Genomic DNA, 25,836 nt, shown 5'->3' on the forward strand with positions numbered 1-25,836 from the left:
ATGTTAGCAAGTCCAAAGGCGCTTTGGGACAATAGTCTTTTGTTCATAAAGGATAATGTTTCGGAGCAGCAATATAATACATGGTTTAGACCAATAGTCTTCGAGTCGTATAAACCTTCGACTAAGACTTTATTGGTTCAAGTTCCAAGTCCGTTTGTATACGAGTACTTGGAACAGAATTATGTTGGCTTGTTAAGTAAGGTGCTTCATCGAAATTTTGGCGATGGAATCCGTCTCACATATCGCGTGGTAGCTGCTGATAAACAGCAGCCTGTGGCGCAGGGAGTAGATGCCGAGGTGAGCGACGGTGTTGATGCCTCGCGAAATGCGATGAATCAGCAGGTAGGAATGCCAGCCGATGTTCAGCAGCAGGAAGACATTGATACCCAGCTTGACCCAAAGCTCACCTTTAATACATACGTAGAAGGAGACAGCAACAAGCTGCCTCGTTCGGTGGGATTGTCTATTGCTGAGCATCCGAACACTACGCAGTTTAACCCGATGTTCGTCTATGGTCCTTCTGGTAGCGGAAAGACTCATTTGGTGAATGCCATCGGATTGAGAGCCAAGCAGTTGTATCCTCAGAAACGAGTGCTTTACGTAAGTGCCCGTCTCTTCCAGACGCAATATACGGATGCTGTGCTGCATAATGCAAGCAACGATTTCATCAACTTCTATCAGTCTATCGATATTCTGATTGTGGATGATGTGCAGGATTGGGCAGGAAAGGCTAAAACCTTGAACACCTTCTTCCATATTTTCAACCACCTCTTCCGCAATGGTAAGCGAATCATTCTGGCAAGCGACCGACCTCCTGTGGAGTTGAAGGACATGCCAGACCGTCTGATTACCCGTTTCTCTTGTGGATTGGTTGCTGAGTTGGAGAAGCCAAATGTGGAACTTTGTGTCGATATTGTGAGCAGTCAGGTTCGCAAAGACGGCTTGAAGATTCCTAAGGATGTGGTTTCTTACATCGCCCAGACCTGTAACGGCAGTGTTCGTGACTTGCAGGGTGCCATTAATGGCCTGTTGGCTTATAGCATCGTTTACAACAGCAGCATCGATATCAAGTTGGCAGAACGTGTGGTAAAGCGTGCCGTGAAGGTAGAGGAGAGTACCAAGACTCTCACCCTTGATGAAGTGGTAGAGGCTGTATGCTCTCATTATAAGGTGACGGTGGCTGCCGTGAACAGCAAGAGCCGCAAGCGTGAGTATGTGGAGGCGCGTCAGGTGGCGATGTATCTGGCACAGAAACTTATCAAGATGCCGGCTTCGAGAGTGGGCAAATTGATTGGTAATCGTGATCATAGCACCGTTATCCACAGTACTACAAAGGTGGAGGAACGCTTGAAGGTGGACGCTGAGTTCAGCGATGAACTGGCAAGCATCGAGAGCGGCTTGAAAGTAAAGAAGTAATTCTAGGGCGTTTTTTTCTAAAGAAGCCCTGATCACATAGATAAGCACGGAACCTTGGTATAGTGGTTCTCGTTTATATAAATGAAATAAAAGGAAGTCTGGCAAGTTTGTATTTGCCTTGGCTTCCTTTTTCCGTCTATAAACTAATAACTATAAACTATCAACTCTTTTTCATCATCTTCTTCCATTTAAAGTATCCGGCTACGGCGATGATGACGTAGAGACCGTAAAGTCCAGCCTTGAAAGGGATGCCTTTGACGATATAGAGATAGAAGCAAACGGCATCTACGATAATCCAGAAAAACCACTGCTCGATATATTTGCGTGCCAGCGCCCAGAGACCCACAAAGCTCAGGGCATTGGTGAAACTGTCTTGCAGGGGAACCGTAGAGTTGGTGAAAGTTATCAGTATATAATAGGTGATGCCCCAGGCTGCCAGGAAGAACAGAAGAGTAGGGAGATAGAGCGACTTCTTCATATAGGTAATCGGAAGTTCTTCTTTCTCCTTCTGGTTGTGCTTCTTGCCATATTTCCATACGGCATAACCATATATACCGGCTATCGTATAGTAGACCGCCATACCCGCATCGCCGTAAAGACCATGACTCCAATAGAGCCATACGTCCAGGGCGGGCATGATGATGCCTACCAGCCAGAGCCAGATACTGGCACGGTACTCCAACAGGATATAAACCAGTCCGAGTACCGTGGTAAAGATGTCTAAACCATGTGATGCAATATAATCCATCATGATGATTTCTGATTAGAACTTCAATGTAAGATGCGTCATCCAGGTGGTATCTGCCATCGGGATGTAGGCTATCTGCTTGAATCGTTTGTCCAATGTATATCCGTAACCGGTAGCATTGCCCCAGGTGAATGCGCTGGCTGCATAGTGGCGGTTGAAGATATTGTTGATGTCTACACCGAAGCTTACCTCCTTGATGCCGAGTGCCTTGGTTACCTTAGCACTGTAGTTCAGGCTCAGGTCGCTCTGTGAATAGCATGGCAGCGAGAAGTCGCGGTCTTCTGTGTTGGTAATATACTGGCGACTTACAAAGTTGGTGTGCCAGGTAGCAGAGAAACCGGCATAGTGGATATCGATGAATCCGTTCAGGATAGCTGATGGAGAATAAGACAGGGTTGAGTTGTCGTAATGTACTACGCCTGGCTTCGTATCGTCTTCCCAGTTGCTTACATACTCATCAAAGTCCTTAATCTTGTTCTTGCTCAAAGCGGCATTTCCTTCTACAGACAACCATGACAATGGTGCCCAGCCGGCTGTCAGCTCTACGCCCATACGGTAAGAATCCTTGATGTTGGTGGTCAGCGCCTCGCCGATGTCACTCAACTGTCCGGTCTGAGCCAGCTGGTTGTCATAATCCATATAGTAGAAGTTGGCGCCTGCATGCCAGTTGTCGCCCTGATACTGATAGCCGAACTCTACATCGAGCAGCTTCTCCTCTTTAGGGAATGGATAGTTGAAGTTGTCGGTAAAGTTGTTGCGCTCTGGCTCGCGGTTGCTGTAGGCTACAGATGCGTATGCCTTGTGGCCATCCTTATTGAAGCTGATACCTGCCTTAGGGTTAAAGAAGTTGTACTTCTCGTTGATGTTCAGCTCCTGGTTCTTGTAGCTGCCATCTGCCTGGGCGATAAATTTATCGTTGATACCGTCGGTCTTGTATTCTACACGGCGATACTGCAGGTCAGCGAAGGCATTCCAGTAGTCTGCAAAGCGATAGCTTGCCTTGACGAAGGCGCTGTAGTCATACTTGTGGGCATCAGAATCATAGTACTTATACTTTCCGTTGCTGCCTAAGAACTTCTTCTCGGCATCCTGGTTGGCGATATAAGTAAGGTATCCCCAGTGGTTGCCGCGGAACTGCTGCAGGTTCAATCCGCCGATAACATCCCAGTGCTCATCCTTGTAGTTGGTATTGTATACCATGCCGTAGGTATGCTGGGTGAGTCCCTTCTTGCGGATGAAGTCAGACTTCTTGACCTTGTTGCCCTCTGCATCCTTGTAAACGAGTCCGAACTTGGCAAACTTTGCGTTGTTCTTAAACTCCTTGTAGTAGCCGTAGCCATAGGTGTAATGCAGTGAGAGGCTGTGGCTCCAGTGGCTGCCAGGTGTCCAGGTAGCCGAAAGGATGTTGTGGTTCTGATAGAAGTTATCAGTAGTCTTGTCCCATTTGCTTCCGTCGCGCAGGGTATAAGGAGTGATGGTATAATCGCCCTTGTCGTTGCGAACCATATCGCCTGTCAGCACGTTAAACTTATCCAGACCTGCCTTATACATATCTTTATAAGTGCGGATGCCATCCTGAAGGAGGGTGAAGTTAGAGTTGTAATCTCCGCCCAGCACACCGTTCCAAGCCTGACCGGTCTTCTCGAAGTTGCCGATGTTCTTGTAGCTTATCTTGAAGTTATCGCCCAGCCAGGTCAGTCCGCCATAGTAAGACCCTGAGCGGCCTGCTGTGCCGTCTATATAACCGTCGGTAGCTGTCTCGTGATAAGCACCGTCAAAAATCAGATGCTTGCCGAGCAGACCTGTAGAGAAGCTGGCGCCTGTATGATAGGTATTGTAAGAACCGAAAGAACCGGTAACTTCTGCAGTAGGGGTGAGCGAAGGAGCAGCTGTAGCCATAGAGATGCTTCCACCGAAGGCACCGTCGCCATTGGTAGAAGAGCCTACGCCGCGCTGTACCTGGATGCTGCCCAGGAGCGAAGAATAACTGTTCATGTTAGCCCAGAAAACGGTCTGGTCTTCCGGTGAGTTGAGAGCCACTCCGTCGAGTGTTACATTGATGCGGCTTCCGGCAGCGCCACGGATGCGCATATAGGTAGTACCGGTGCCGATACCGTTCTCACTCCAGGCGAGTATGCCCGGTGTACGAGAAAGGAGAAATGGCAATTCCTGACCTGAGCAAGAGAATTGTTTGAGTTCTGATTTCCTGATGTTAGCCACGGCGTATGGAGCTTCCTTTGTGGCACGTACGCCTTTTACAATCACTTCATTCAAATTCTGCACCTTCAAGGTGTCGATTTTTGTCTGTGCCAGTGCAGCCTGGCTTGCCAAAGAGCAAAACGCTACACTGAGTGCGATCCCGTTGAATCTTTTCATTTATTTAAATTAAAAACATCATATAAGGGGGAATTTGCCTTATTTTCCTACGCCAGCATTACCTGGTTCAGGTCGATGGGTATATTCTCAGCATCCGCTTTTTTCTCTTTTCCGGCGGTAGCACCCCTTAGTTAGCTCTCTGCTAACCGGGTGCAAAGTTACAAATAAATTTTAATCCCGCAAAATTTACGTAGATTTTTACTATATTTGTGTCCTTTTATCATTCTTTTTTCTTATATTTGCAGTCGGATTGCTGTTATTCGCAGTCCTTACAGTTTGAAACCTAAACTTCATGTGATATGGTTATGAGACGATATATTTCACATTTGTTCACTTGGGTCATCTCTTTCCTGACCCTGTTGGCATTCTCATCGTGCTTTAATGAGCATCCTAAGGATCAGCTCGATGGGGGTGGCAGCAATGGTTCTGCGTCTGAAATATTCGATACGACCATAGCTCCTTTATATGATTTTATGGGTGGAACGATAGATGGGGAAGGCATCTGCGATATTCAGCGTCTGGACAGTCTGCTTTCTCTTTCTCCTGATGATGAACAGCTTTATTCTTCCTGGCAATATCTTTATCGGGCTATCGGCATGTGCAACAAGTCGCTGGATATGATTGATTTACAGTCAGTACGGCTTACCGATAACCAGAAGGCGCAGTTCAAGGCTGAGGTGCGTGCCATCAGAGCCATGATGTATTATGAGGCGATGGATTTGTATGGCAGGATTCCGGTACTCCTGTCTGCGGCAGAATCACTCATCTATGAACCGGCATCGGGCTCTTCGGTTACCGATGAAAAGCTGTCGCCTCAGAGCGAACGGAGCGAAATCTTCCATTTCATCTTCAGCGAATTGCAGCAGGTGTTGCCTTATCTTCCTCAGACGTCAAGTTTGGAGGAAGGCTCTCATTATGGGCGCATCACGCAGCCTGTGGTCAACTTCCTGCTGGCTAAACTGGCGCTGAATGCTGAAATCTATATGTACAACGATTGGGCGCAGGGTTACAGGAAGCGTCCGAAGGGTAGGGACCTGGAATTTATGGTGCGTACTGCCGATGGCGCCTCGCTCATTACGGGCGGCAAGGCGAGTGAGAACCGCAGCAGGATATTGAATGCTTGGGAAACCTGTATCTTCTATTGCAACAGACTGGCTGATGAAGGCTACAGTTTAGAGGAGGATGAAATCTTCAACAGTTCTGTGCATTATCAGATGCCGAAGGATGCGCTGGTGATGGATGAGGCTGATTCTGTTCTGCATTCCCGACCAGCCAAACCTCTGTTCCGTTTCCGCTATACTGATGTTTTGCTGATGAAGGCTGAGGCGATGGAGCGCAACGATGGGGATGGCAGGGCAGAGTATAATATGGTTCGTGCGCATGCCGGTTTGCCTGCGCGCAAGTCCTCGCTTGCCAATATTCTGGAAGACCGTCAGGTTGTGCTGGCGGGCGAAAACTGTCATCGTCAGGATCTTATCCGTTTCGGCAAGTTCCTCAAGTCCTCGTATCTTCGCCGTTCTGTTCAGTCCGCTCTTACGTCCTCTTCCATCGTCTTCCCGATACCTCAGCGGAGCCTTGCCTTCAATGGCAAGTTGGTTCAGAACAAAGGATATGAGTAGGCAGATAGCCAAAAACTCTTCACCTCCCGAAACCCCGATAAACAGGGGGGATACGGGGCGAGAAGGTGAAGAGATAAATCGGGATTACAACTGATAGAAATTGGTGAAAGCCTTCACGCAGTATTCGTGGTCGATGACGCTGCCTGTTTCGCGGCAACTGTGCATAGCGAGGATGGCATTGCCCATATCCACACCCTTCAATGGGATGGAAGAGGCGAGGATATTGCCCAATGTGCTTCCGCCTGCCACATCGCTATGGTTCACGAAGCGCTGGCAAGGAACACCGGCTGCATCGCAGATGTTGGCGAAGATGGCTGCTGATACAGCATCGCTCGCATACTTCTGGGCTGCATTGAACTTGATGACCGGACCACCGCCCAACTTAGGATGATTCGTAGGGTCGAATTTTTCGCTATAGTTAGGATGCCAGGCATGCGCATTATCGGCTGAAATCATGAAGGCACGTTCCACAGCCTGATAATAAGCCTCTTCTGTATGGCTCTGTGCCAGGGCGATGCGCTGGAGCATATATGAAAGGAATGGACTTCCGGCTCCCTGCTTGGTCTGAGAGCCCGTCTCTTCATTATCGAAGATGGCGAGAACCTGGGTGGTATCATTGGCATCTGATGCAATCATTGCCTCTATGCCAGCCCAGCACATCGATAAATCGTCGAGTCTTCCTGAAGAGATAAACTCATCGTGTACACCGAAGGTGCAGGCTGGAGTGGCATCAGCCAGATAGAGATCGAAGTCGAGGATATCTTCTTTCTGGATATTCAGTTCGCTGGTAATCACGTTCATCAGCAGATTACCCTTTTCCAGTTCATCGTTGATGATGCCGAGGATAGGGAGCACATCCTTCTGCTTGCTCAACTTCACGCCATCGTTCACCTGACGGTTGAAGTGGATAGCAAGATTGCTGATCTGCAACAATGGGCGCTTTACATGAAGAAGAAGTGTCTGGGGATTCATCGCATCCTCGCCCTTCACGATGACTCTACCCGCCAGGGTCAGCGGACGGTCGAACCAGGTGGACATGATAGGACCACCATAAACTTCGGTATTCAGTTTTACGATACCGCCCTCGCAGAGCATCTCGGCATTTGGCTTGATGCGGAAGGTAGGGGAATCGCAGTGAGCACAGATCATGTGGAAGCCTGCATCGGCAAGCGTCTTCTTTCCGATTTGGAAGGCATAGATAGAAGAGTCGTTCTTGGTGACAAAGAACTTGTCACCAGCCTCAACCTTGCCCAATGGCTCCTGCGGATTGATGCGGCGGAAACCATTCTTCTCCAGTTCATCCGCCATGTTCTTGACAGCCAGGAAATTCACTGGCGAAGCGTCAAGAAAGGATAATAGTCTTTTAATCATATCTTTTTAATTTTTATTCCATGTAAGTGTCTTGCACTTTTATTCGTTTCTTTTTTGCAAAAATAATACTTTTTTTCGGAATACGGCTTGCATCTCCTTATTTTTTAGTTATTTTAGGGTAAGAAAGCAAAATGTACTGATGCTGGACTCACTCCTTCCAGTATTATTTTTGTGTTAATCTTAGGAAAAGTCTTCGTTGCTATTAGGGAAAAAGGTGCTTTTGCCTAATAGAAAGTTTCGTCCAGCGACGTTGAATGTGCGTTCAACGACGCTGAATGTGCGTTCAACGTCGCTGAATGTCGGTTCAACGTCGTTGAACGAAACTTTTATCTAGAGATGCATACTTTTATCTTTAGGTATGAGAACTATTCATCTTCTACGGCCGACATGCAAAGCGACTTTATACTCACGCTGGGGAAAGTCTTTAAATACACGAGGCTCAGTAAAGCCATTTGGCGAAATAGTTAAATAAGCACAAGATTTCGTCTTTTCTGCCGAATTGTCTTTTAAAAACATTATTTTTGCAAAGAATAAAGAATATAAGAAATAATTGAAATAGCAATTGGAATCCTTATCAAAATGAAAAATAAAGGCTTATCGTATTTCCTCAGATTGCAGGTTGCTTTCCTGTGGCTCTTGTGCATGGTGTTGTGTTCCCAGCTCCATGCACAGGAACATTTGACCCGCAATATGCTGATGTTGTCGAATCTCAATACGGACTATGGGCTTTCAAGTGCCCGTGTGTATTCGATAGTTGAGGCTGAGGATGGTGCTATGTGGATCAGTACCAAGCGAGGCGTTGACAGATACAATGGTCAACAGGTACGTAACTATACCTTGGCTACGGATATGCAGTTTAGTGATGCCAGTGGCAGAAACATCAAGTTGACTAAGGATAGCCAACAGCATATCTATGCCTATGATAATAAAGGAAAGATCTATATATATAATAAGGTGAAAGACACATTCCAACTCCAGGTCAATCTGCTGAATGTGCTTGGAGGAAGTGTGATGCTCAATGACTTGTTGGTCGATGACAAGGGATGCTTTTGGATGGCATTGGATAGGGGCGTGTATAGGATAGCTCCTCAATCTATTGCTGGTAGCAAAGACAAAACAACCCCCAGTTCGCCAAACAAAGGAAAATACATTCTGAAGAACACGTATGTCAATCATATCCGATTCATTGGTAAACAGTTATTGATAGGTTCTCCTTCGGGAGTCTTCGCCTATTCACCGAATGCAGCCCAGCCTCGATTGCTCTTGCGAGGGTATTCCGTTCTTTCGTCTTATCACGACGTGAAGGCTCATCAGATATGGTTGGGAACTTTCCATCGTGGCATTGTCTTGCTCGATGACAGAACCTGGAAGCCATTGTCTTCTCTTGCGCAATTCTCATCCTTAGCAGATGTTCCGCTCATCCCTGTTCGTTCCATTATCCCCTACGACGCAGCCACCATCTTGATGGCGGTGGATGGAGCAGGTGTCTATGCCTACGACAAGAAGACCTGTAAGACGAATCTACTTTTGAATACGGATGGCAGACCGGAGAATGTATTGCATGGCAATGGCGTCTATGCCCTTTGCAAGGATCATCTTGGCGACCTTTGGATTGGCTCCTATTCGGGAGGTGTGGATATGGCTATTCCGATGGAGCATACCTTGGAGTTTGTGCGCCATGAGTATCTCAACAGCCAGTCGCTTATCAATAATGGTGTGAACGACGTCATGCAGAGCGTGGATGCACTGGGCCGCAATAGCAAGATATGGTATGCTACCGACAAGGGGGTGAGCATCTATGACGAGCAAACCCAACAGTGGCATCATGCCCTATATAATAAGGTGGTGCTTACCCTTTGTCAGACTGCCGACGGCAAGGTCTTGGCGGGAACCTATGGTGATGGCATCTTTCAGGTTCATGCCGATGGAAGCAGTAGTCGGGCTTACTCTGTGTCGAATGGCAAGTTAAAGACCGACTATGTATATAGCATATTCAAGGATAGCGAAGGAGGCTTGTGGATAGGTTGTTTGGATGGAGACTTGGTACATATCCCATCATCATTAGAAAAGAATGGAAATGTGGATAACTCTGTTAACTACTTGCCAATCAATGAAGTTCAGAGTATCGTGGAGTCTCCAGACAAGAAGAGTATTGCAGTGGGAACGTCTCATGGATGTTATCGTATCGACAAGCGAAGCCTTCGTGTCAGTCGATTCTTCTATCCGTCTGAATTTCCAGTTTTCGATTATAATTTCTTTGTCAATGCGATGGCTTTTCAGGATGCACGGCATATCTGGATAGCCACCGATGGAGGAGGCTTGTACCTCTACGATTGGCAGAAGCATCAGGTCAAGAACTATACTATCTCGCAGTCTTTGCCTTCCAACACCGTCTATGCCTTGGTCAAGACTCCAATTGGCAAGGTGTGGATGAGTACCGACAAAGGCCTGGCTTTCATCGATCATGGAAAGGTGACCAATCTCAACTTCTTCAAGGGATTGGAGCGGGAGTACAAGCGTATGGCTGTGGTCCGAACCCAAGACGGGCGAATGATTTTCGGAAGCAATGATGGTGCTGTGGTCTTGACATCCAAGTTTGCCAGGGGATTGAACTACAAGGCTCCTCTTCATATCACGGGTGTTGAGGTGGAAGGAAAGACTTTCGATGAGGCTGACCAACTGGAAGATTGGCATGCAGAACTCTTCGGGATGTTGCAGGAAGGCAAGATGAATTTCTCTCATGATGAGAAAACCCTCATCGTGCATTTCGAGAGCATCAACTATCCGTATCAGCACGACATCCAGTATCAGTATTATCTGGAGGGGTACGACCATCAGTGGAGTGTGCCTTCTGCCTACCAGCAGGCTCGTTTTGCCAACTTGCCTCCTGGCAGTTACACCCTGCATGTCAAGGCAATGGGTAGGAGTAACGGACGCATATTGGGAGAATCCACCTTGCGCATTCATATCGCCCAACCATGGTGGAACTCTTGGTGGGCATGGATTCTCTATCTCTGCATCTTTGGTGCTATAGTCTATTTCGGCTGGGATTACTACAGGGAGCGTTTGCATCGCAAGTACTACGATGAAAAGATCAACTTCTTTGTGAATACCGCCCATAACATCCGTACCCCTTTGAGTCTTGTGCTGGCTCCTCTTGCCGACTTGGCGAAGGATGCTACACTGGGCGATAAGAGCCGAAAGTTCTTGGAGATGGCACAGCGTAATGGCGATAAGCTTCTGAAGATGGTGACCGAGTTGCTTGATTTCCAGAAAATTGCCGTAGCGAAGACACAAGTTCGCTTGCAGAAAGTGGAACTGTCTGTCCTCTTGCGTCAGCAGGTGGATAAGTTCCAGATGTCAGCCCAGGAGAAACGTATCAGTCTTCGGTTGGCAACCTGTGGACAGCATATCTTCTCTACCGATCTTTCTATGATGGATTTGATATTCGAGAATCTGCTCTCCAATGCCGTAAAATATACGCAGGTGGGTGGAACCATCACCGTCTCTGCTTCGCTCGATGAGGTTGCCAAGCAAGTCTGCATCCAGGTAAGCGATACCGGCATCGGTATCCCGAAAACCGAGGCCAAGCATATCTTCCAGAGTTTCTTCCGTGCCTCCAATGCGGTCAATTCTCAGGAGATGGGCAGTGGCTTGGGCTTGATGCTCACTCGCCAGCTTGTGCAGAAACTGGGAGGAAAGTTAACATTCGAGAGCGAAGAAGGTAAGGGAACTGCTTTCTTGGTTGTATTGCCTGATAACGGAAATGTTGATGTTTCCGTTTCTTCCAAGCCAGCAAGTCTGCCGGAAACTTCAGATACCTCCGTGTCTGCCGATGAAAGAATAATATCAGAGGAACCCCTTAAGGACACGCTCCTTTTTGTAGATGACAACGAAGACCTCCGTCAATACATCCGTATGGCTTTCGCCGACCAATATCATGTAGTGGATGTGGAGAGTGGCGAGGCTGCCTTGAAGTATCTGTCTGAGAATGGTGAGTGTGACATCGTGGTATCCGATGTGATGATGCCGGGTATGCAGGGCGACGAACTCTGCCGTCGCATCAAGGAAAACAAGGAGACCAGTTGGCTGCCTGTCATCCTCCTGACGGCGAAGGCTGGTCGTGATTTCATGATAGAAGGTCTAGACCTTGGAGCAGACGATTACATTGCCAAGCCGTTCGACTCAGCCATCCTTGCCAGCAAGATTGCGGGCATGTTGAAGAACCGTCGCCGTCTGAGTCAATACTATATGGAGCAAAGTATCGCCATCGTAAGAGGAAAGGACTCTGGGCTATCGTCTTCAAAGTGCCTGTTGCCAAGCGAACCTTCTCTGCCATCCGTGGCTTCCGATGAAACGAATAAATCATCTGATGAAGCAAATAAATCTTCCGATGAAACGAATAAATCATCTGATGAAAAAGAACCGGATTTGGATCCGATGGACCAGGCCTTCGTTGAGAAAGCAACCCGTCTCGTTCTCGATAACCTGAGCGATACCGGCTTCACCATCGACCGCCTTTGCCGGGAGATGGCGATGAGCCGTACGCTCTTTTATGGCAAGTTGAAGACTCTGACAGGGCAAGGACCGCAAGACTTCATGCGACTCATCCGTTTGGAGCAGGCTGCCCAGTATCTGAAGCAAGGCGATAGCGTCTTGGATGTCTCCGTGAAGACTGGATTTGTAAACGTAAAGTACTTCAGTACAGTCTTCAAGAAGCATTTTGGGGTGTCACCGAGTAAGTATGAATAAAATGAGCCATGTAAATTGCTGGTAAAGAAAGTAAAATTACTACCTTCTGATATTCAGCTGGTTATATGTAAATGTAAGGTTTCAGACCTGGCGATAAGTCAGATTTGAAACCTTTTTTGTTTGCATTCTAACCTGGCTTTTCTCCCTTTTCTGTACTTTTGCAGTCGAGTTCTTATAGTAACTCGCAATGAATAACAATTATGCTAAACAGCAACTATACACTAGGTTTAAAAATTTAATAATGAAAAGGAACTTTTTGAAAATCTGCTTGCTATTTGCAAGTATGTTTACTGCATTTTATTGCAGTGCTAGTCCTTCGGTGGATACATCTGATGCAAGCGAATCGATTCCTACCGCCCAGCAATGGAACAAGGATGTAGTAGGTTGGAATCTCGGTAATGAATTCGAGTGCTCAGCTCCTGGGCAGGATGGTGAGTCGATGCAGATTGGCAACCCTGATGGTTCCATCCATGCAGAGACAGCCTGGGGCAATCCCGTTGTTACCAAGAAGATGATACAAGCCGTGAAGAAGGCAGGTTTCAATGCCATCCGTATTCCAATCCGTTGGCAGTGCCACATTACCAACGCTCAGGCAATGAGCATCGACAAGGCTTGGATTGCTCGCATCAAGGAGGTAGTGGGCTGGTGTCTTGACAACGGTTTGAAGGTTATCATCAATGTGCATCATGAAAAATGGCTCGAAGGTCGTCCTACCTATCAATATAAGGAAGAAAACTGCCAGAAGCTTGCGCTCCTCTGGATGAATATCGCCTCTGAGTTTGCCAATTATGACAGTCGCTTGGCTTTCGCCGGTACCAATGAGGTTCACATCAGGGACAACTGGGGCAAGCCTACTGCCGAGAACCTCGAAGTGCAGAATGCTTACAATCAGATATTCGTGGATGTGGTTCGTGCCACAGGCGGCAACAATGCCAAGCGCCACCTCATCTTACAGACTTACGTTTGTAACCCTTGGTTTGGCATCGAGAATGGAGATTTCATCATTCCAAAGGATACCGAAGGCAATGGCAATAACTATATGAGTGTGGAATTCCACTACTATCAGCCATGGAGCTACGCCGGCGATTGCACCTACGATTACTGGGGTGATGCTTACAAGGATGCTGGCAAGATACCTGCTGAAAACGAGAAGACGATGACGGATTTCTTCGACAAGGCGGTGAATACCTGGAGCAACAAAGGACTGGGTATCGTAATAGGAGAGTGGGGAGTAACCGATCACTATAAGTCAAACTCAGAGAAAGTGCATGAAAACATGACCTACTACTGTAAGTTCTTGACTACGGAGGCTCGCAAACGAGGCTTCTCTACTTTCGTTTGGGACAACAACCACTTCGGCAACGGCTCTGAGAAGTATGGCATCTTCGACCGTTTCAAGAGTATGAAGGTGAATGCTCCTTGGATTCTCGAAGGAATCTTTGGGAAAGAATAATGTTAAACTAAAAATAAAAACAAAATATCAATTATGAGAAAGAAAACTATGTTTCTCGGCCTGCTCGGTGCAGGTTTGATGTGGATGCCTGCTTCTGCCATTCTCGCTGCCCAGATGAACAATGCTGCGATGAGCGTTCAGCAGAACCAGGGCATCAAGGGTACAGTGGTGGATGCCACTGGCGAAACCTTGATTGGCGCTAGCGTGAAGGTGGCTGGTACAACCAACGGTGCCGTTACCGATATAGATGGTAACTTTACGTTGAACTGCAAGCCTGGAGCAACGCTTGAAGTGAGCTACATCGGTTACAAGACGATGACCGTGAAAGCTGCTAATGGCATGAAAATCACGATGCAAGAGGATGGTAAGGCCTTGAATGAGGTAGTTGTCACCGCCCTCGGTATCAAACGAGACCGCAAGGCTTTGGGCTATGGCTTGGAGGAGGTTAAAGGTGAGGAACTTACCAAGGCGAAGGAAACCAACGTTATCAACTCTCTTTCAGGTAAGGTGGCTGGTCTCGTTGTGCAGAACACCGCTGGCGGTGCTTCTGGTTCTACCCGCGTGCTTCTTCGTGGTAATACAGAAATGGCAGGCAATAACCAGCCTCTTTACGTGGTGGATGGTGTGCCTTTGGATAATACCAACTTTGGCAGTGCTGGTGAAGCTGGTGGTTATGACCTCGGTGATGGTATCTCTGCCATCAACCCTGACGACATCGAGACGATGACCGTATTGAAAGGTCCTGCAGCCTCTGCCCTCTATGGTAGCCGTGCTTCCCATGGTGTTATCTTGATTACAACCAAGAAGGCGGAGAAGGATAAGATTTCCGTGGAGTACAATGGTTCTTACACTGTCGATACACAGTTGGCTAAATGGGACGACATCCAGGAGATATATGGTGCTGGCTACAATGGTGAGCTTCCTAATTCGAGCACTTCTGGTACCAATGCCAGTTGGGGACCTAAGGCCGATGACTTCATGTTCAAGTATTTCGATGGCGAGGAGCGTCCATTCATGATGCATCCTAACAATGCCTCCGATTTCTTCCGCACAGGTTTCACTACCCAGAACTCTGCCATCCTCTCAGTGAATTCCGGTAAGACGGGTATGCGTTTCTCTGTTACGGATATGCGCAACAAGGATATCTTGCCAAATACCAACATGAGTCGTGACAACTTCAACCTCCGTGTGAATACCTCTGCAGGTCCTGTTGACTTCGACTTCACTGCCAACTATACTCGTGAGAAGGTAAAGAACCGTCCTGCCCTTGGTGACTCTCAGAGCAACGTGGGTAAGAACCTCATGACCCTGGCTGGTACCTACGACCAGGCTTGGTTGAAGCACTATGAGGATGCCGACGGCAACTACTCCAACTGGAATGGTAACGATCAGTATAACAAGAACCCATACTGGGATCTCTATAAGAACAGCAATACATCCGACAAGGACGTGTTCCGTTTTACGGGTAAGGCAATCTGGAACATCAACAAGCACCTCAAGTTGCAGGGTACCATCGGTACCGATATCAACAGCATGAACTTCGAGGACTTCATCGCCAAGACAACTCCAGGAACTCCTGCCGGAAAGCTTACCGACCAAATCTTCAACAACCGCACATTCAACGCCGAGATACTCGCCCTCTACAACAACTCATGGGGCGACTTCGATGTCAACGCTACCGCTGGTGGTAACATCTTCAAGGTGAACAACAAGACCACTACCAACGTCGGTCTCAACCAGCAGATGAATGGCATCAAGAACATCATGAACTATCAGGAGCAGAATACTCGCGAGAGCATGTATAAGAAGCAGATCAGTTCTCTCTATGCCAGCGCAAGCCTTGGCTACAAGCATACTTACTATTTGGAGGGAACCCTCCGTGGCGATAAGTCGTCTACGCTCCCTACAAATAATAATACATACGTATATCCATCTGTATCGGGTAGTTTGGTTTTCTCTGAGTTTATTAAGAACAAGAAGTTCATCAATTATGGTAAGATTCGCGCATCTTGGGCAAAGGTAGGTAGCGATACCGATCCATACCTGTTGGCACTCAACTATACCACGGGCAAGTACAGCTACTCGGGTTATACCATCGGTATGATAGCCAACTCAACACAGCCAAACAAGGATTTGAAGCCTACAATGACAGGTTCTTACGAGGTAGGTTTGGAGATGAAGTTCCTTAACGGACGCTTGGGCTTGGATGCCACCTATTACAACCAGAACTCCAAGAACCAGATTTTGAGTTTGGCTTCAACCACCACCTCTGGCTATGCTTACCGCCTCATCAATGCCGGTGAGATTCAGAACCAGGGTGTCGAGATTGCCCTCAATGCCCGTGCCTTGCAGATCAAGGACTTCGCTTGGGACTTGGGTGTCAACTTCTCGAAGAATACCAACAAGGTGAAGTCGCTCGTAGATGGCATGGACTATTTTGAGCTTGCCAAGGCCACATGGTGTGGTGTATCAGTAGGTGCTCAGGTTGGCGAGAACTATGGAGCTATCCGTGGACACGACTTCCTCTACAACGACAAGGGACAGGTGGTTGTCGATGCAGCTACTGGTCTTCCAAAGATTGACCAGAAGGTCAAGACCATCGGCAACTCTACTTGGGACTGGACAGGTGGTTTCTACTCAACCTTCAGCTACAAGAACTTCCGCCTCTCTGCATCCTTCGACGTGAAGGTAGGTGCCGACATCTACTCTATGTCCATGCGTTCTGCATACCAGACAGGTAAGGCAAAGGGAACATTGGCAGGCCGTGAGGAGTGGTACACTTCCGAGGAGGCTCGCAAGGCTTCGGGTATGGACCTTGCCGCATGGCGTGAAGCAGGTAACTGCAAGGGATTTGTCGTAGAGGGTGTTATCGACAATGGCGACGGTACTTATCGCAAGAACGACATCGCCGTGAACCCTGAAGATTACTGGAAGCATGTGGCAAATGGCGTGCAGAGTGCCTTCGTTTACGACAATTCTTACGTGAAGTGTCGTGAGATTACTTTCGGCTATACCTTCCCAGAGAGCATCCTGGGCAAGTATGTCAAAGGCTTGACCGTATCCTTCGTGGCTCGTAACCCATTCATTGTTTGGAAGAACATTCCTAACATCGACCCAGACTCCAGCTACAACACCTCAGGTCTCGGTCTGGAATATGGTTCCCTGCCATCTCGCAAGAGTTATGGTTTGAACGTGAACGTGAAGTTCTAGTCTCGAAAAAATGAATCAATTTCTTTAGAAGAGTTCTAATATATAATAAGGTAAGAAAATGAACAATATAATCAAGAAATATATAGGTAAGAGCAGCCTGATGATGGCTTTCGCCCTGATGGCAACCGGCACTGCGATGACTTCTTGCTCTGATGATACCTTGAGCAACATCAATACCGACAAGACCAAGGTGAACGAGCTCGACCCTAACGCACAGTTGACAACAGCTTTGTTGCAGACTTACGGTGACTTCAGTCTGATGGATACCTACCGTAACTATATATCTGGTTTTCCACAGTATTTCGCTGGTGGTTGGAATGTAACCAATTACGCTGGTTCTAATTTCAGAGAAGATGATATGTCCCGTCGAGTTTGGGACCGCTATTATGAAATCAGTATCAAGAACCTTGTGGATGCCATCCACAATTCTGCTGACAAGGCAAACTTGAATGCGGCACTTCGTATCCACCGTGTCTATCTCACGGCAGTTTTGGCAGATACCTACGGTGACGTGCCTTGTTCGGAGGCAGGTCTGGGTTATATCTCAGGTATCTCCACCCCTAAGTATGATACCGTAGAGGAACTCTACAGCTGGTTCTTCGATGAACTTGACGCTTGCGAGAAGCAGCTTGGCACAGGTACCGACCACATTTCTGGTGATGTCACCAGCATGGGTGGTGATGTAGCTCAGTGGAAGAAGTATGCCAATGCACTCCGTATGCGCTATGCCATGCGCATTTCCGATGTTAATCCACAGAAGGCAAAGGAGGAGTTTGAGAAGGCTGTGGCTGCCGGTGCTATCGCCAGTGCAGCAGATGATGCTTATATCAAGTATGCTGATGCTCCATTTACCTATTATGATGGAGCCAATGATTATGATTTCCGTACCAATGCCTTGGGAGAGATTCTCTATGGTCAGGATGCCACATCGCCTACCATGGTATGCTCTACCTTGTTCTATCAGTTGCAGAATACCAACGACCCTCGTCTCTATCGCATCTGTCGCCACTACTACAATATCAAGCGTAGTCAGGTGAAGCCAGATAAGGAGCAGAACATCGACTTGACCGATGATTTCCTGGCTTACTTCCAGAGCAAGAACCTCGGTGAGGAGCCTTGCAACCCTGGTGCAGCCTGGTACACAGACTGGATGAATCCAGCTACGTTGGATGACCTTCCTCCTTTGAAGAAGTATGCAGAGATTGACGAGAACACTTATGCTAACTCTGATTATATAGCCCGAGCTAGTCGTCCTTGCCTGAACATCGACTTCGAGATGCCTTCTTGCCCTGGCGACTTGATGAGCTATGCTGAGGTAGAGTTCCTCAAGGCTGAGGCTGCAACCAAGGGTTGGAATGTAGGTGGTGGTGATGCTGAAAGTCACTACGAGGCTGGTGTTCGTGCCAGCATGGAGTTGCTCAACAACTACTATCTCACGTCCAACAAGATTTCTGAGGATGAGATCAATGAGTTCATTGCCAACAACAAGTTGGGTGACAATCCTAAGGAGACCATCAACACCCAGGCTTGGATTCTCCACATGATGAACCCTTCGGAGGGTTGGGCTAACATGCGCCGCTCTGACTATCCTGCCATCTTGAATCGTGATCTCTTGACCAAGAATGGTTTCACTTATACGGATTCTGATTGGTCTATGCCTGTCCGCTTGCAGTATCCTGAGTTGGAAGCTCAGTACAACAATGCCAACTACAAGGCTGCCATCGACCGCATGGGTGGCACCGACAACTGGCACAAGCGCCTCTGGTGGGACAAGGCTGATGTAAACCTTCAGCCAGACTTCAATCCTCCATTCGGAAAGGGCTATAGCAAGTAGTGTTTAATGTTAAGTGTTAAATGTTAAGTCTTATAGGACAATAGAATAGAATAAATAATTATGAATAAGACAATGAAACAATATAAGGGAAAAGTCTTGAAGGCTATGATGATGCTCTTAGCCGTGGGTTTCGCACTGGCTGGTACATCTACCTTGTCTTCTTGCTCTTCTGACGATGATCCATATTTCACCGTCAGCGAAGATGACAATCCACGTATCTTGAACACCGACTTGGCTGATTCCAAGATAGACCGCAAGACTAATTATAAGTTGGAAATCAAGGTGACTCCTGTTCACTACACCACTGTGACATGGTTGCTCGATGGCACTCAGATTGCCGAAGGTAATACTATCGACCAAACTTTGCCTGTAGGTAATCATGAACTGAAGATTGTGGCAACCACCACCAAGGGTAAGAGCACATCCCGCACCTTGAAAGTTACCGTAACTCCTGCTGCCGATGACCCAGCCTTGGGTACCAATGCCGTCGAGCTTTGGGTAGCTCCAGCTGCTGAGACCACTATCCATAAGTGCAAGAATCTCGGTACAGTTACTAAAGTAATGGTAGGTGGCAAGGAAGTAGCCTTCGAGGTTCTCGAAGAGGGCACTGCCTTGAAGCTCACAGCTCCTACAGGTTTGGAGAATGGTGACTATGATATCACTTTGGTAGATGGTGAGGGCAACCAGTTCTCTGGCGGTACCATCAAGGTAACCACCGAGGCTCGCCCATCTATGGAGAACACCATCTGGGAAGGTGAGTTTGCCGTGACATGGGGTACACCATTCGATGCCTTGAAGGATACCTTCCTCTCAAAGGTGAAGGCTGGCACCATCCTCCGTGTCTATGTAGATGGAAATGGTCAGGGTACTGCTGCTACCTCTTGGTGGAATAACATCCTTACTGGCAAGGGCGACCCAGAGCGTGGCGACATCATAGTGGATGGACCTGCTACATGGAAGTTTGAACTGACCGACCTCTCTATCCAACTCTTGACTGAGCAGAATGGTCTATTCATCGTGGGTGATGGTTATACCGTAAAGAAAGTAACTATTGAATAATATATTAGAAAGATTTCCGTTTATATCATAAAACGTCAAACCTTTACGACTTATGAAGAAAATATTATTATCTATTTCAATGTTGGCATTGGCTTATACAGCCAGTGCCAATGTTCCGGTTATCAAGAGCGACCCTAAGATAGAGGCTCAGGTAGAACAAACCCTGAAGAAACTCACCTTGGAGGAAAAGATAGGTCAGATGATGGAATTGGTGACTGACCTTTTTGGTGCCAACGACAAGAACGGTGTGTTCTATATCGACGAACACAAGACCGATTCTATCCTTTCCCGCTATAAGATTGGCTCTATCCTCAACGCTCCAAATACCTGTGCACCTACCGCCAAGCAGTGGGAGAAGTACATCGCGCAAATCCAGAAGATCTCGATGAAGCGCATCGGCATTCCTTGTGTCTTCGGTCTCGACCAGAACCATGGTTCTACTTATACACAGGGCGGAACCCTCTTTCCGCAGAACATCAATGTGGCTGCCTCCTTCAATCGTGAGATAGCTCGCCGTTCGGCTGAGGCTACCGCTTATGAGACTCGTGCGGTGAGCGTGCCTTGGACTTACAGTCCTACCGTTGACCTCGGTCGTGATGCCCGTTGGCCTCGCATCTGGGAGAACTTTGGCGAGGATTGCTACCTCAGTTCAGAGATGGGCAAGGCGATGGTCTATGGTTTCCAGGGCGAGGACCCAAACAACATCGACCAGTATCACATTGCCACTTCCATGAAGCACTTCATGGGCTATGGTGTGCCTTGGACCGGTAAAGACCGTACGCCAGCCTATATCTCTCCTGCCGACTTGCGAGAGAAGCACTTCGCTCCTTTCCTGGCGGGTCTGCAGGCTGGAGCCTTGACCGTGATGGTGAATTCCGCTTCCGTCAATGGTATGCCGATGCATGCCAACAAGGACATCCTGACAGGATGGCTGAAGGAAGAGACAGGATGGGATGGTGTGCTTATCACCGACTGGGCAGACATCAACAATCTCTATACTCGTGAGATGGTGGCAAAGGACAAGAAGGATGCGCTCCGCATTGCCATCAATGCTGGTATCGATATGATTATGGAACCTTATTCTTGCGATGCTTGTGGCTATCTTGTAGAACTGGTGAAGGAAGGTAAGATTCCAATGAGTCGTATCGATGATGCCTGCCGCCGTGTGCTTCGCATGAAGTACCGTCTCGACCTCTTCAAAAACCCAACCCAGAAACTGAAGAATTATCCTAAGTTTGGTGGCAAGGAGTTTGCCAAGATCGCCTTGGAGGGAGCTACCGAGAGTATGGTGCTCCTGAAGAACGAGGGTAATATCCTTCCTTTGCAGCATGGCAAGAAGATTCTCCTCACGGGTCCTAATGCCAATCAGATGCGCTGCCTGGACGGTGGATGGAGCTATACCTGGCAGGGTCATCGTGCTGATGAGTTTGCCGGCAAGTACAATACCATCTATGAGGCATTTTGTAATGAGTATGGCAAGGAGAATGTCATCTTGAACCAGGGTGTTACCTATAATGAGAAGGGAAAATACTGGGAGGAGAACGAACCTCAGATTCAGGGCGCAGTTGATGCAGCAAAGGATGCTGACATCATCGTTGCCTGCATCGGTGAGAACTCTTACACAGAGACTCCGGGCAATCTGTCCGACCTTTGGCTTTCAGAGAACCAGCGTAATCTCGTGAAGGAACTCGCCAAGACCGGTAAGCCTGTCGTTCTGGTATTGAATGAAGGTCGTCCTCGTCTCATCGCTGACATCGAACCATTGGCACAGGGCATCATCGACATCCTTATCCCTGGCAACATGGGCGGCGATGCCTTGGCAAACCTGGTATCGGGCAAGTCAAATTTCAGTGGCAAGATGCCTTACACTTATCCAAAGGAAATCAATTCGCTCGCCAACTATGACTTCAAGAAGAGTGAGGAGGTGGGTACGATGGAAGGTGCTTACGACTACAATGCGAAGATTACTCAGCAGTGGGGCTTCGGATATGGTTTGAGCTACACCTCTTACAAATATAGCAACCTGAAGGTTTCTCAGTCTGATTTCCGCCACGGCGACATCATCAAGGTGAGCGTGGATGTGAAGAATACGGGAAAGGTGGCAGGCAAGGAGAGTGTCCTCCTGTTTAGCAGCGATCTCATCGCCAGTATGGTGCCTGATGGCCGTCGTCTCCGTGCCTTCGACAAGGTGGAACTTCAGCCTGGTGAGACCAAGACCATGACATTTGAATTAAAGGCAGACGATTTGGCCTTCGTTGGTTGGAATGGCAAATGGAGATTGGAGGAAGGCGACTTCAAGTTGATGATTGCCGACCAGAGTGCTGATATCCATTGCACTGATACTTATCAGTGGCCTACTGCCAATCGATAATGTATTCAAGTTTCGCAAGTAACCTCCGGTCCCCGAAGGGGGCCAACTTTCAATAACCGCTGGTGGAATGACCAAAGGTCATGGAACCTGCGGACAACCAATAGTAGGGAGAAAGCGTCCCCAAAGGGGGCGAACCACATCCAGTCTTGCTCCTGTTCGCCCCCTTCGGGGACGATAAGAGAGTATCTGTAACTATCCGCAGGTTCCATTCCCTTCGGGCATTCCACCCGCGGTTATTCACATTCGCCCCCTTCGGGGACGGTAGAATGCTACTTGCGAAACTTCAGTAATGTATATTTAAAAGATGATGAGTTAAAGAAAAGAGCGTGCCAATAGCGGTGCGCTCTTTTTGTTTGCATAGTTAAATGCAGAAGAGTTAAATATCTACAAGAATCCCCCATGATGTTTGGTTTTATGTTTTGAAAACATTAATTTTGCAAAACAATTTTTTGCAGATTTACAGAATCATTTAAAACAAAGATAATGGAAATAATAGGAATAGTCATTGGTCTTGCCATCGGCTTCTTCGTGGGCAAACTGCTGGAAGCCAAGAAGGCGGGAGAGGAGAAAACGCAGCTTGTTGCGAAGGCGCAGGTGCTGCAGGCTAACATTGAACAGAGCAATCTGCATCATGCTTCTGAGGTTCAATCCCTGAAGCAATCTCATGCTGTAGAGGTTCAAGGTCTGAAGGATTCTCATGCTTCAGAAGTTCAATCCTTAAAAGCTCAGATGGAGAACGAGCGGCAGTATGCCGCCAAACTCAGGGCGGAAAGCGACCAGCAGTGGGCACAGAAACTCGAAAACCTGAAGCAGGAAATGAATCGCATGACCATCGAGCAGCAGCGGGTGGTGGCAGAACAGCTCGCAGCCAAGCAATCTGCCTTGCAGGAAAACAACCGACTTCAGATGGACGAGCTTCTGAAACCAATCAAGGAGCAATTCGCCGATTTCAAGAAATCGGTAGAAGAGAGCAAGACCCAGAACGAAGTGAACAAGAAAGAACTGCAGAATACCTTCGAGGCTACGATGAAACTCTTCCAGCAGGAGCAGCAGCAGGCTGTATCGAGTCTGAAAGAGCAGACATCAAAGATAGGATCCGATGCCGCCAACCTCACCAAGGCATTGAAGGGCGACAGCAAGATGCAGGGCGACTGGGGCGAGATGGTGCTGGAAACCATCCTTGAGAATAGCGGTCTGCGCAAAGACGAAGAGTTCTTTATTCAGGAGAACACCAAGGACGAGAACGGCAAGAACTTCCGCCCCGATGTCATCGTCCGCTTCCCGGAGGGCAGAAGCGTGGTGATAGATTCCAAGGTTTCGCTCACCGCCTATACCGATGCCTTGGCTGCCGGTAACGATGAGGAACGCGAGCGGTTGATGAAGGCGCATGCCCTCAGTGTCCGTAAGCATATCGACGAACTTGCCGAAAAGGATTACTCCAAACTGGTGGATGATGCCATCGGTTTTGTCCTGATGTTCATCCCTAACGAAACCAGCTATATCGCTGCCATGAAGCAGCAGCCCGACCTCAGCCGCTATGCTTACCAGAAGAAGATTATTATCATCTCGCCAAGCAATCTGCTTATGGCGCTGCAGCTGGCGTATAATCTTTGGCAGTACGACCGACAGAACAAGAATGTGGAGAAAATCGTGAAGACGGCAGCCGACCTATATGATAAGGTAGCGACTTTCGAAGATACTTTCCTGGGCATCGGCGATCTGATAACCCGCCTTTCCGGCACCTTCGACAAGGCAAGAAAGCAGCTTTACGATGGAAGCGGCAACGTGATGCGCAGGGTGGAAAGCCTGAAAGGGCTGGGCGTTACGCCGAAGAAGCAGATCAAATCGCTGGAGGAATTGTAACATTTTCTTTTCCTGGTTTTACCATATTGTTCAAAAGTATTTGTTAATCGTTCATTTTTTGAAATTAGTTCTCTAAAAATGAGCGGTTTTCGATTTTTCTTTGTACTTTTGCCACGCCTATTCGGAAAGATAGGCGCATACATGGAACAATCAAAAAATACCGTATAATCATGAAACTGAACGAAATTCTTTCAGACAGCTTTAATGCTGCAGAATGGGAAGCTAAAGGTTATCAGCTTCCTCAGTATGACATCGCAGCCGTAGCTAAGAAGACTCACGACGAGCCTACTTGGGTTCACTTCGGCGCAGGTAACATCTTCCGTGCTTTCCCGGCAGCCATCCTCAACGATGCGCTCAACACGGGCAAGTACGATCGTGGCGTAATCGTGGCCGAAAGCTTCGACTACGAAATCATCGACAAGGCTTATCGCCCTTATCATAACCTCTCGCTTCTCGTCAGCCTCCAGAGCAACGGAACCATCGAGAAGAAGGTCATCGCTTCTATCACAGAAAGCCTCAAGGCGGATAAGCAGTTTGGGGAGGATTGGGCCCGATTGGTTCAGATCTTCCAGGCACCAAGTCTGCAGATGGTAACTTTCACCATCACAGAGAAGGGATATTCTTTCAATGATGCCGATTTGGCTCGTGGTCTCGATGCAGTCTTCGCCATGGGTAAGCTCACGGCTCTTCTCTATGAGCGTTATAAGGCTGGCAAGTTGCCTGTAACCCTTCAGTCAACAGACAACTGTTCTCACAATGGCGACCATGTAAAGGCTGGCGTCAAGGCTTACGCCGAGCGCTGGGTAAAGGATGGCATCGTTGAGGCTGGATTCCTGGATTACATCAACGACAGCAGCAAGGTAACCTATCCTTGGTCTATGATTGATAAGATTACCCCTCGTCCTCACGAGAAGGTACAGGCGATGCTTGCCGAGGATGGTTTCGAGGACAACGATACCATCATCACCGAAAAGCATACCTTCACCGCTCCTTTCGTGAATGCAGAGGAAGTGCAGTATCTCGTTTGCGAGGATACCTATACCAACGGTCGCCCACCATTGGAGCTGGGCGGTGCGCTCTATACCACCCGCAAGACTGTGGATGAGGTGGAGACCATGAAGGTAACCACCTGTCTGAACCCATTGCATACAGCGATGTCTATCTATGGCTGCATGCTCGACTATACTCTGATTTCTGCCGAGATGGCTGATGAAGACCTTCGTGCCTTCATCCAGAAGATTGGTTACATCGAGGCGATGCCAGTGGTTACAGACCCAGGCGTATTGAATCCATACGAGTTTATCGGCACCGTTATCAACAAGCGTCTGCCTAACCCATTCATGCCAGATGCTCCTCAGCGCATCGCTACCGATACCAGCCAGAAGCTCTCTATCCGTTTCGGTGAGACCATCAAGAAGTATATCGACCGTGGTCTCGACAAGAGCAACCTTGTGCTGATTCCATTGGTATTGGCAGGTTACGCCCGTTATCTCAAGGCATTGGATGATAACCTAAAGCCATTCGAGCCATCTTCCGACCCATTGTTGGCAGAACTCCAGGCCATCGTGGCTCCTCTGGAGGTAGGCAAGGCAGATCAGGACTATTCTTGCCTGAAGAATCTCTATTCCCGCAAGGATGTATTCGGACTCGATCTCTATGAGGCTGGCTTCGGCGAGCAGATTGAGGGCATGGTAAAGGAACTCTTCGCCGGCAAGGGTGCCGTAAGACAGACATTGCATAAATATGTTGCAGCAAGATAATTCA

At 48.0% G+C, this 25,836-nt stretch carries 13 protein-coding genes and 1 riboswitch; of the genes, 10 read left to right on the forward strand and 3 right to left on the reverse strand.

Annotation, left to right across the window (positions count from 1 at the left end; genetic code table 11):
* Positions 1-1,416: a chromosomal replication initiator protein DnaA gene (gene dnaA, locus KUA49_RS00005; RefSeq protein ID WP_218411717.1), complete on the forward strand. Its 1,416-nt coding sequence runs from the start codon at positions 1-3 to the stop codon at positions 1,414-1,416.
* A 160-nt stretch (positions 1,417-1,576) separates the two neighbouring features.
* On the opposite strand, the gene pnuC is transcribed toward dnaA, so the two are convergent.
* Complete coding sequence (gene pnuC, locus KUA49_RS00010) at positions 1,577-2,167, reverse strand: nicotinamide riboside transporter PnuC (RefSeq protein ID WP_006847825.1); 591 nt, start codon at positions 2,165-2,167, stop codon at positions 1,577-1,579.
* Positions 2,168-2,179: 12 nt separating this feature from the next.
* Positions 2,180-4,540 carry a TonB-dependent receptor gene (locus KUA49_RS00015; protein ID WP_218411718.1) on the reverse strand — a complete coding sequence of 787 codons (2,361 nt, stop codon included), beginning with the start codon at positions 4,538-4,540 and terminating at the stop codon, positions 2,180-2,182.
* Between the two features lie 25 nt (positions 4,541-4,565).
* A riboswitch (TPP riboswitch) is annotated at positions 4,566-4,677 on the reverse strand.
* Between the two features lie 168 nt (positions 4,678-4,845).
* On the opposite strand from KUA49_RS00015, the gene KUA49_RS00020 reads away from it, so the two are divergent.
* Positions 4,846-6,159 (forward strand): RagB/SusD family nutrient uptake outer membrane protein, encoded by a 1,314-nt coding sequence (locus tag KUA49_RS00020; RefSeq protein ID WP_218411719.1) that lies wholly within the window; start codon positions 4,846-4,848, stop codon positions 6,157-6,159.
* An 84-nt stretch (positions 6,160-6,243) separates the two neighbouring features.
* Here KUA49_RS00020 and KUA49_RS00025 read toward each other — a convergent pair whose 3' ends face one another.
* Positions 6,244-7,530: a M18 family aminopeptidase gene (locus KUA49_RS00025; protein WP_218411720.1), complete on the reverse strand. Its 1,287-nt coding sequence runs from the start codon at positions 7,528-7,530 to the stop codon at positions 6,244-6,246.
* 690 nt (positions 7,531-8,220) lie between these two features.
* Between KUA49_RS00025 and KUA49_RS00030 the strand changes: the two genes are divergently transcribed.
* The 8 genes from KUA49_RS00030 to KUA49_RS00065 all read left to right on the forward strand — a co-directional run bounded on the left by KUA49_RS00030 (position 8,221) and on the right by KUA49_RS00065 (position 25,832).
* Complete coding sequence (locus KUA49_RS00030) at positions 8,221-12,282, forward strand: ATP-binding protein (protein ID WP_218411739.1); 4,062 nt, start codon at positions 8,221-8,223, stop codon at positions 12,280-12,282.
* 241 nt (positions 12,283-12,523) lie between these two features.
* Complete coding sequence (locus KUA49_RS00035; protein WP_218411721.1) at positions 12,524-13,735, forward strand: glycoside hydrolase family 5 protein; 1,212 nt, start codon at positions 12,524-12,526, stop codon at positions 13,733-13,735.
* Between the two features lie 33 nt (positions 13,736-13,768).
* The gene (locus tag KUA49_RS00040) at positions 13,769-16,945 is read left to right on the forward strand and encodes a SusC/RagA family TonB-linked outer membrane protein (RefSeq protein WP_218411722.1); all 3,177 of its coding nucleotides are present in this window, start codon (positions 13,769-13,771) and stop codon (positions 16,943-16,945) included.
* Between the two features lie 58 nt (positions 16,946-17,003).
* The gene (locus KUA49_RS00045; RefSeq protein ID WP_218411723.1) at positions 17,004-18,779 is read left to right on the forward strand and encodes a SusD/RagB family nutrient-binding outer membrane lipoprotein; all 1,776 of its coding nucleotides are present in this window, start codon (positions 17,004-17,006) and stop codon (positions 18,777-18,779) included.
* A 72-nt stretch (positions 18,780-18,851) separates the two neighbouring features.
* Complete coding sequence (locus KUA49_RS00050) at positions 18,852-19,838, forward strand: hypothetical protein (protein WP_256624751.1); 987 nt, start codon at positions 18,852-18,854, stop codon at positions 19,836-19,838.
* A 52-nt stretch (positions 19,839-19,890) separates the two neighbouring features.
* On the forward strand, positions 19,891-22,209 hold the full coding sequence (locus KUA49_RS00055) for a glycoside hydrolase family 3 N-terminal domain-containing protein (protein WP_218411725.1): 2,319 nt from the start codon (positions 19,891-19,893) through the stop codon (positions 22,207-22,209).
* A gap of 483 nt (positions 22,210-22,692) precedes the next feature.
* The gene (rmuC, locus tag KUA49_RS00060) at positions 22,693-24,072 is read left to right on the forward strand and encodes a DNA recombination protein RmuC (RefSeq protein WP_218411726.1); all 1,380 of its coding nucleotides are present in this window, start codon (positions 22,693-22,695) and stop codon (positions 24,070-24,072) included.
* 170 nt (positions 24,073-24,242) lie between these two features.
* Positions 24,243-25,832, forward strand: coding sequence for a mannitol dehydrogenase family protein (locus KUA49_RS00065; RefSeq protein WP_218411727.1), 1,590 nt, complete (start codon positions 24,243-24,245; stop codon positions 25,830-25,832).
* Positions 25,833-25,836: the final 4 nt, after the last annotated feature.

Source organism: Segatella copri, from assembly GCF_019249655.2.
In the GTDB taxonomy this organism is placed as follows: Bacteria; Bacteroidota; Bacteroidia; order Bacteroidales; family Bacteroidaceae; genus Prevotella.

What these genes read in the sequence shown, in the direction of transcription:
- dnaA (WP_218411717.1), top strand. Translation starts at nt 1, where the DNA reads ATGTTAGCAAGTCCAAAGGCGCTTTGGGACAATAGTCTTTTGTTCATA.
- pnuC (WP_006847825.1), bottom strand. Translation starts at nt 2,167, where the DNA reads ATGATGGATTATATTGCATCACATGGTTTAGACATCTTTACCACGGTA.
- KUA49_RS00015 (WP_218411718.1), bottom strand. Translation starts at nt 4,540, where the DNA reads ATGAAAAGATTCAACGGGATCGCACTCAGTGTAGCGTTTTGCTCTTTG.
- KUA49_RS00020 (WP_218411719.1), top strand. Translation starts at nt 4,846, where the DNA reads ATGAGACGATATATTTCACATTTGTTCACTTGGGTCATCTCTTTCCTG.
- KUA49_RS00025 (WP_218411720.1), bottom strand. Translation starts at nt 7,530, where the DNA reads ATGATTAAAAGACTATTATCCTTTCTTGACGCTTCGCCAGTGAATTTC.
- KUA49_RS00030 (WP_218411739.1), top strand. Translation starts at nt 8,221, where the DNA reads ATGCTGATGTTGTCGAATCTCAATACGGACTATGGGCTTTCAAGTGCC.
- KUA49_RS00035 (WP_218411721.1), top strand. Translation starts at nt 12,524, where the DNA reads ATGAAAAGGAACTTTTTGAAAATCTGCTTGCTATTTGCAAGTATGTTT.
- KUA49_RS00040 (WP_218411722.1), top strand. Translation starts at nt 13,769, where the DNA reads ATGAGAAAGAAAACTATGTTTCTCGGCCTGCTCGGTGCAGGTTTGATG.
- KUA49_RS00045 (WP_218411723.1), top strand. Translation starts at nt 17,004, where the DNA reads ATGAACAATATAATCAAGAAATATATAGGTAAGAGCAGCCTGATGATG.
- KUA49_RS00050 (WP_256624751.1), top strand. Translation starts at nt 18,852, where the DNA reads ATGAAACAATATAAGGGAAAAGTCTTGAAGGCTATGATGATGCTCTTA.
- KUA49_RS00055 (WP_218411725.1), top strand. Translation starts at nt 19,891, where the DNA reads ATGAAGAAAATATTATTATCTATTTCAATGTTGGCATTGGCTTATACA.
- rmuC (WP_218411726.1), top strand. Translation starts at nt 22,693, where the DNA reads ATGGAAATAATAGGAATAGTCATTGGTCTTGCCATCGGCTTCTTCGTG.
- KUA49_RS00065 (WP_218411727.1), top strand. Translation starts at nt 24,243, where the DNA reads ATGAAACTGAACGAAATTCTTTCAGACAGCTTTAATGCTGCAGAATGG.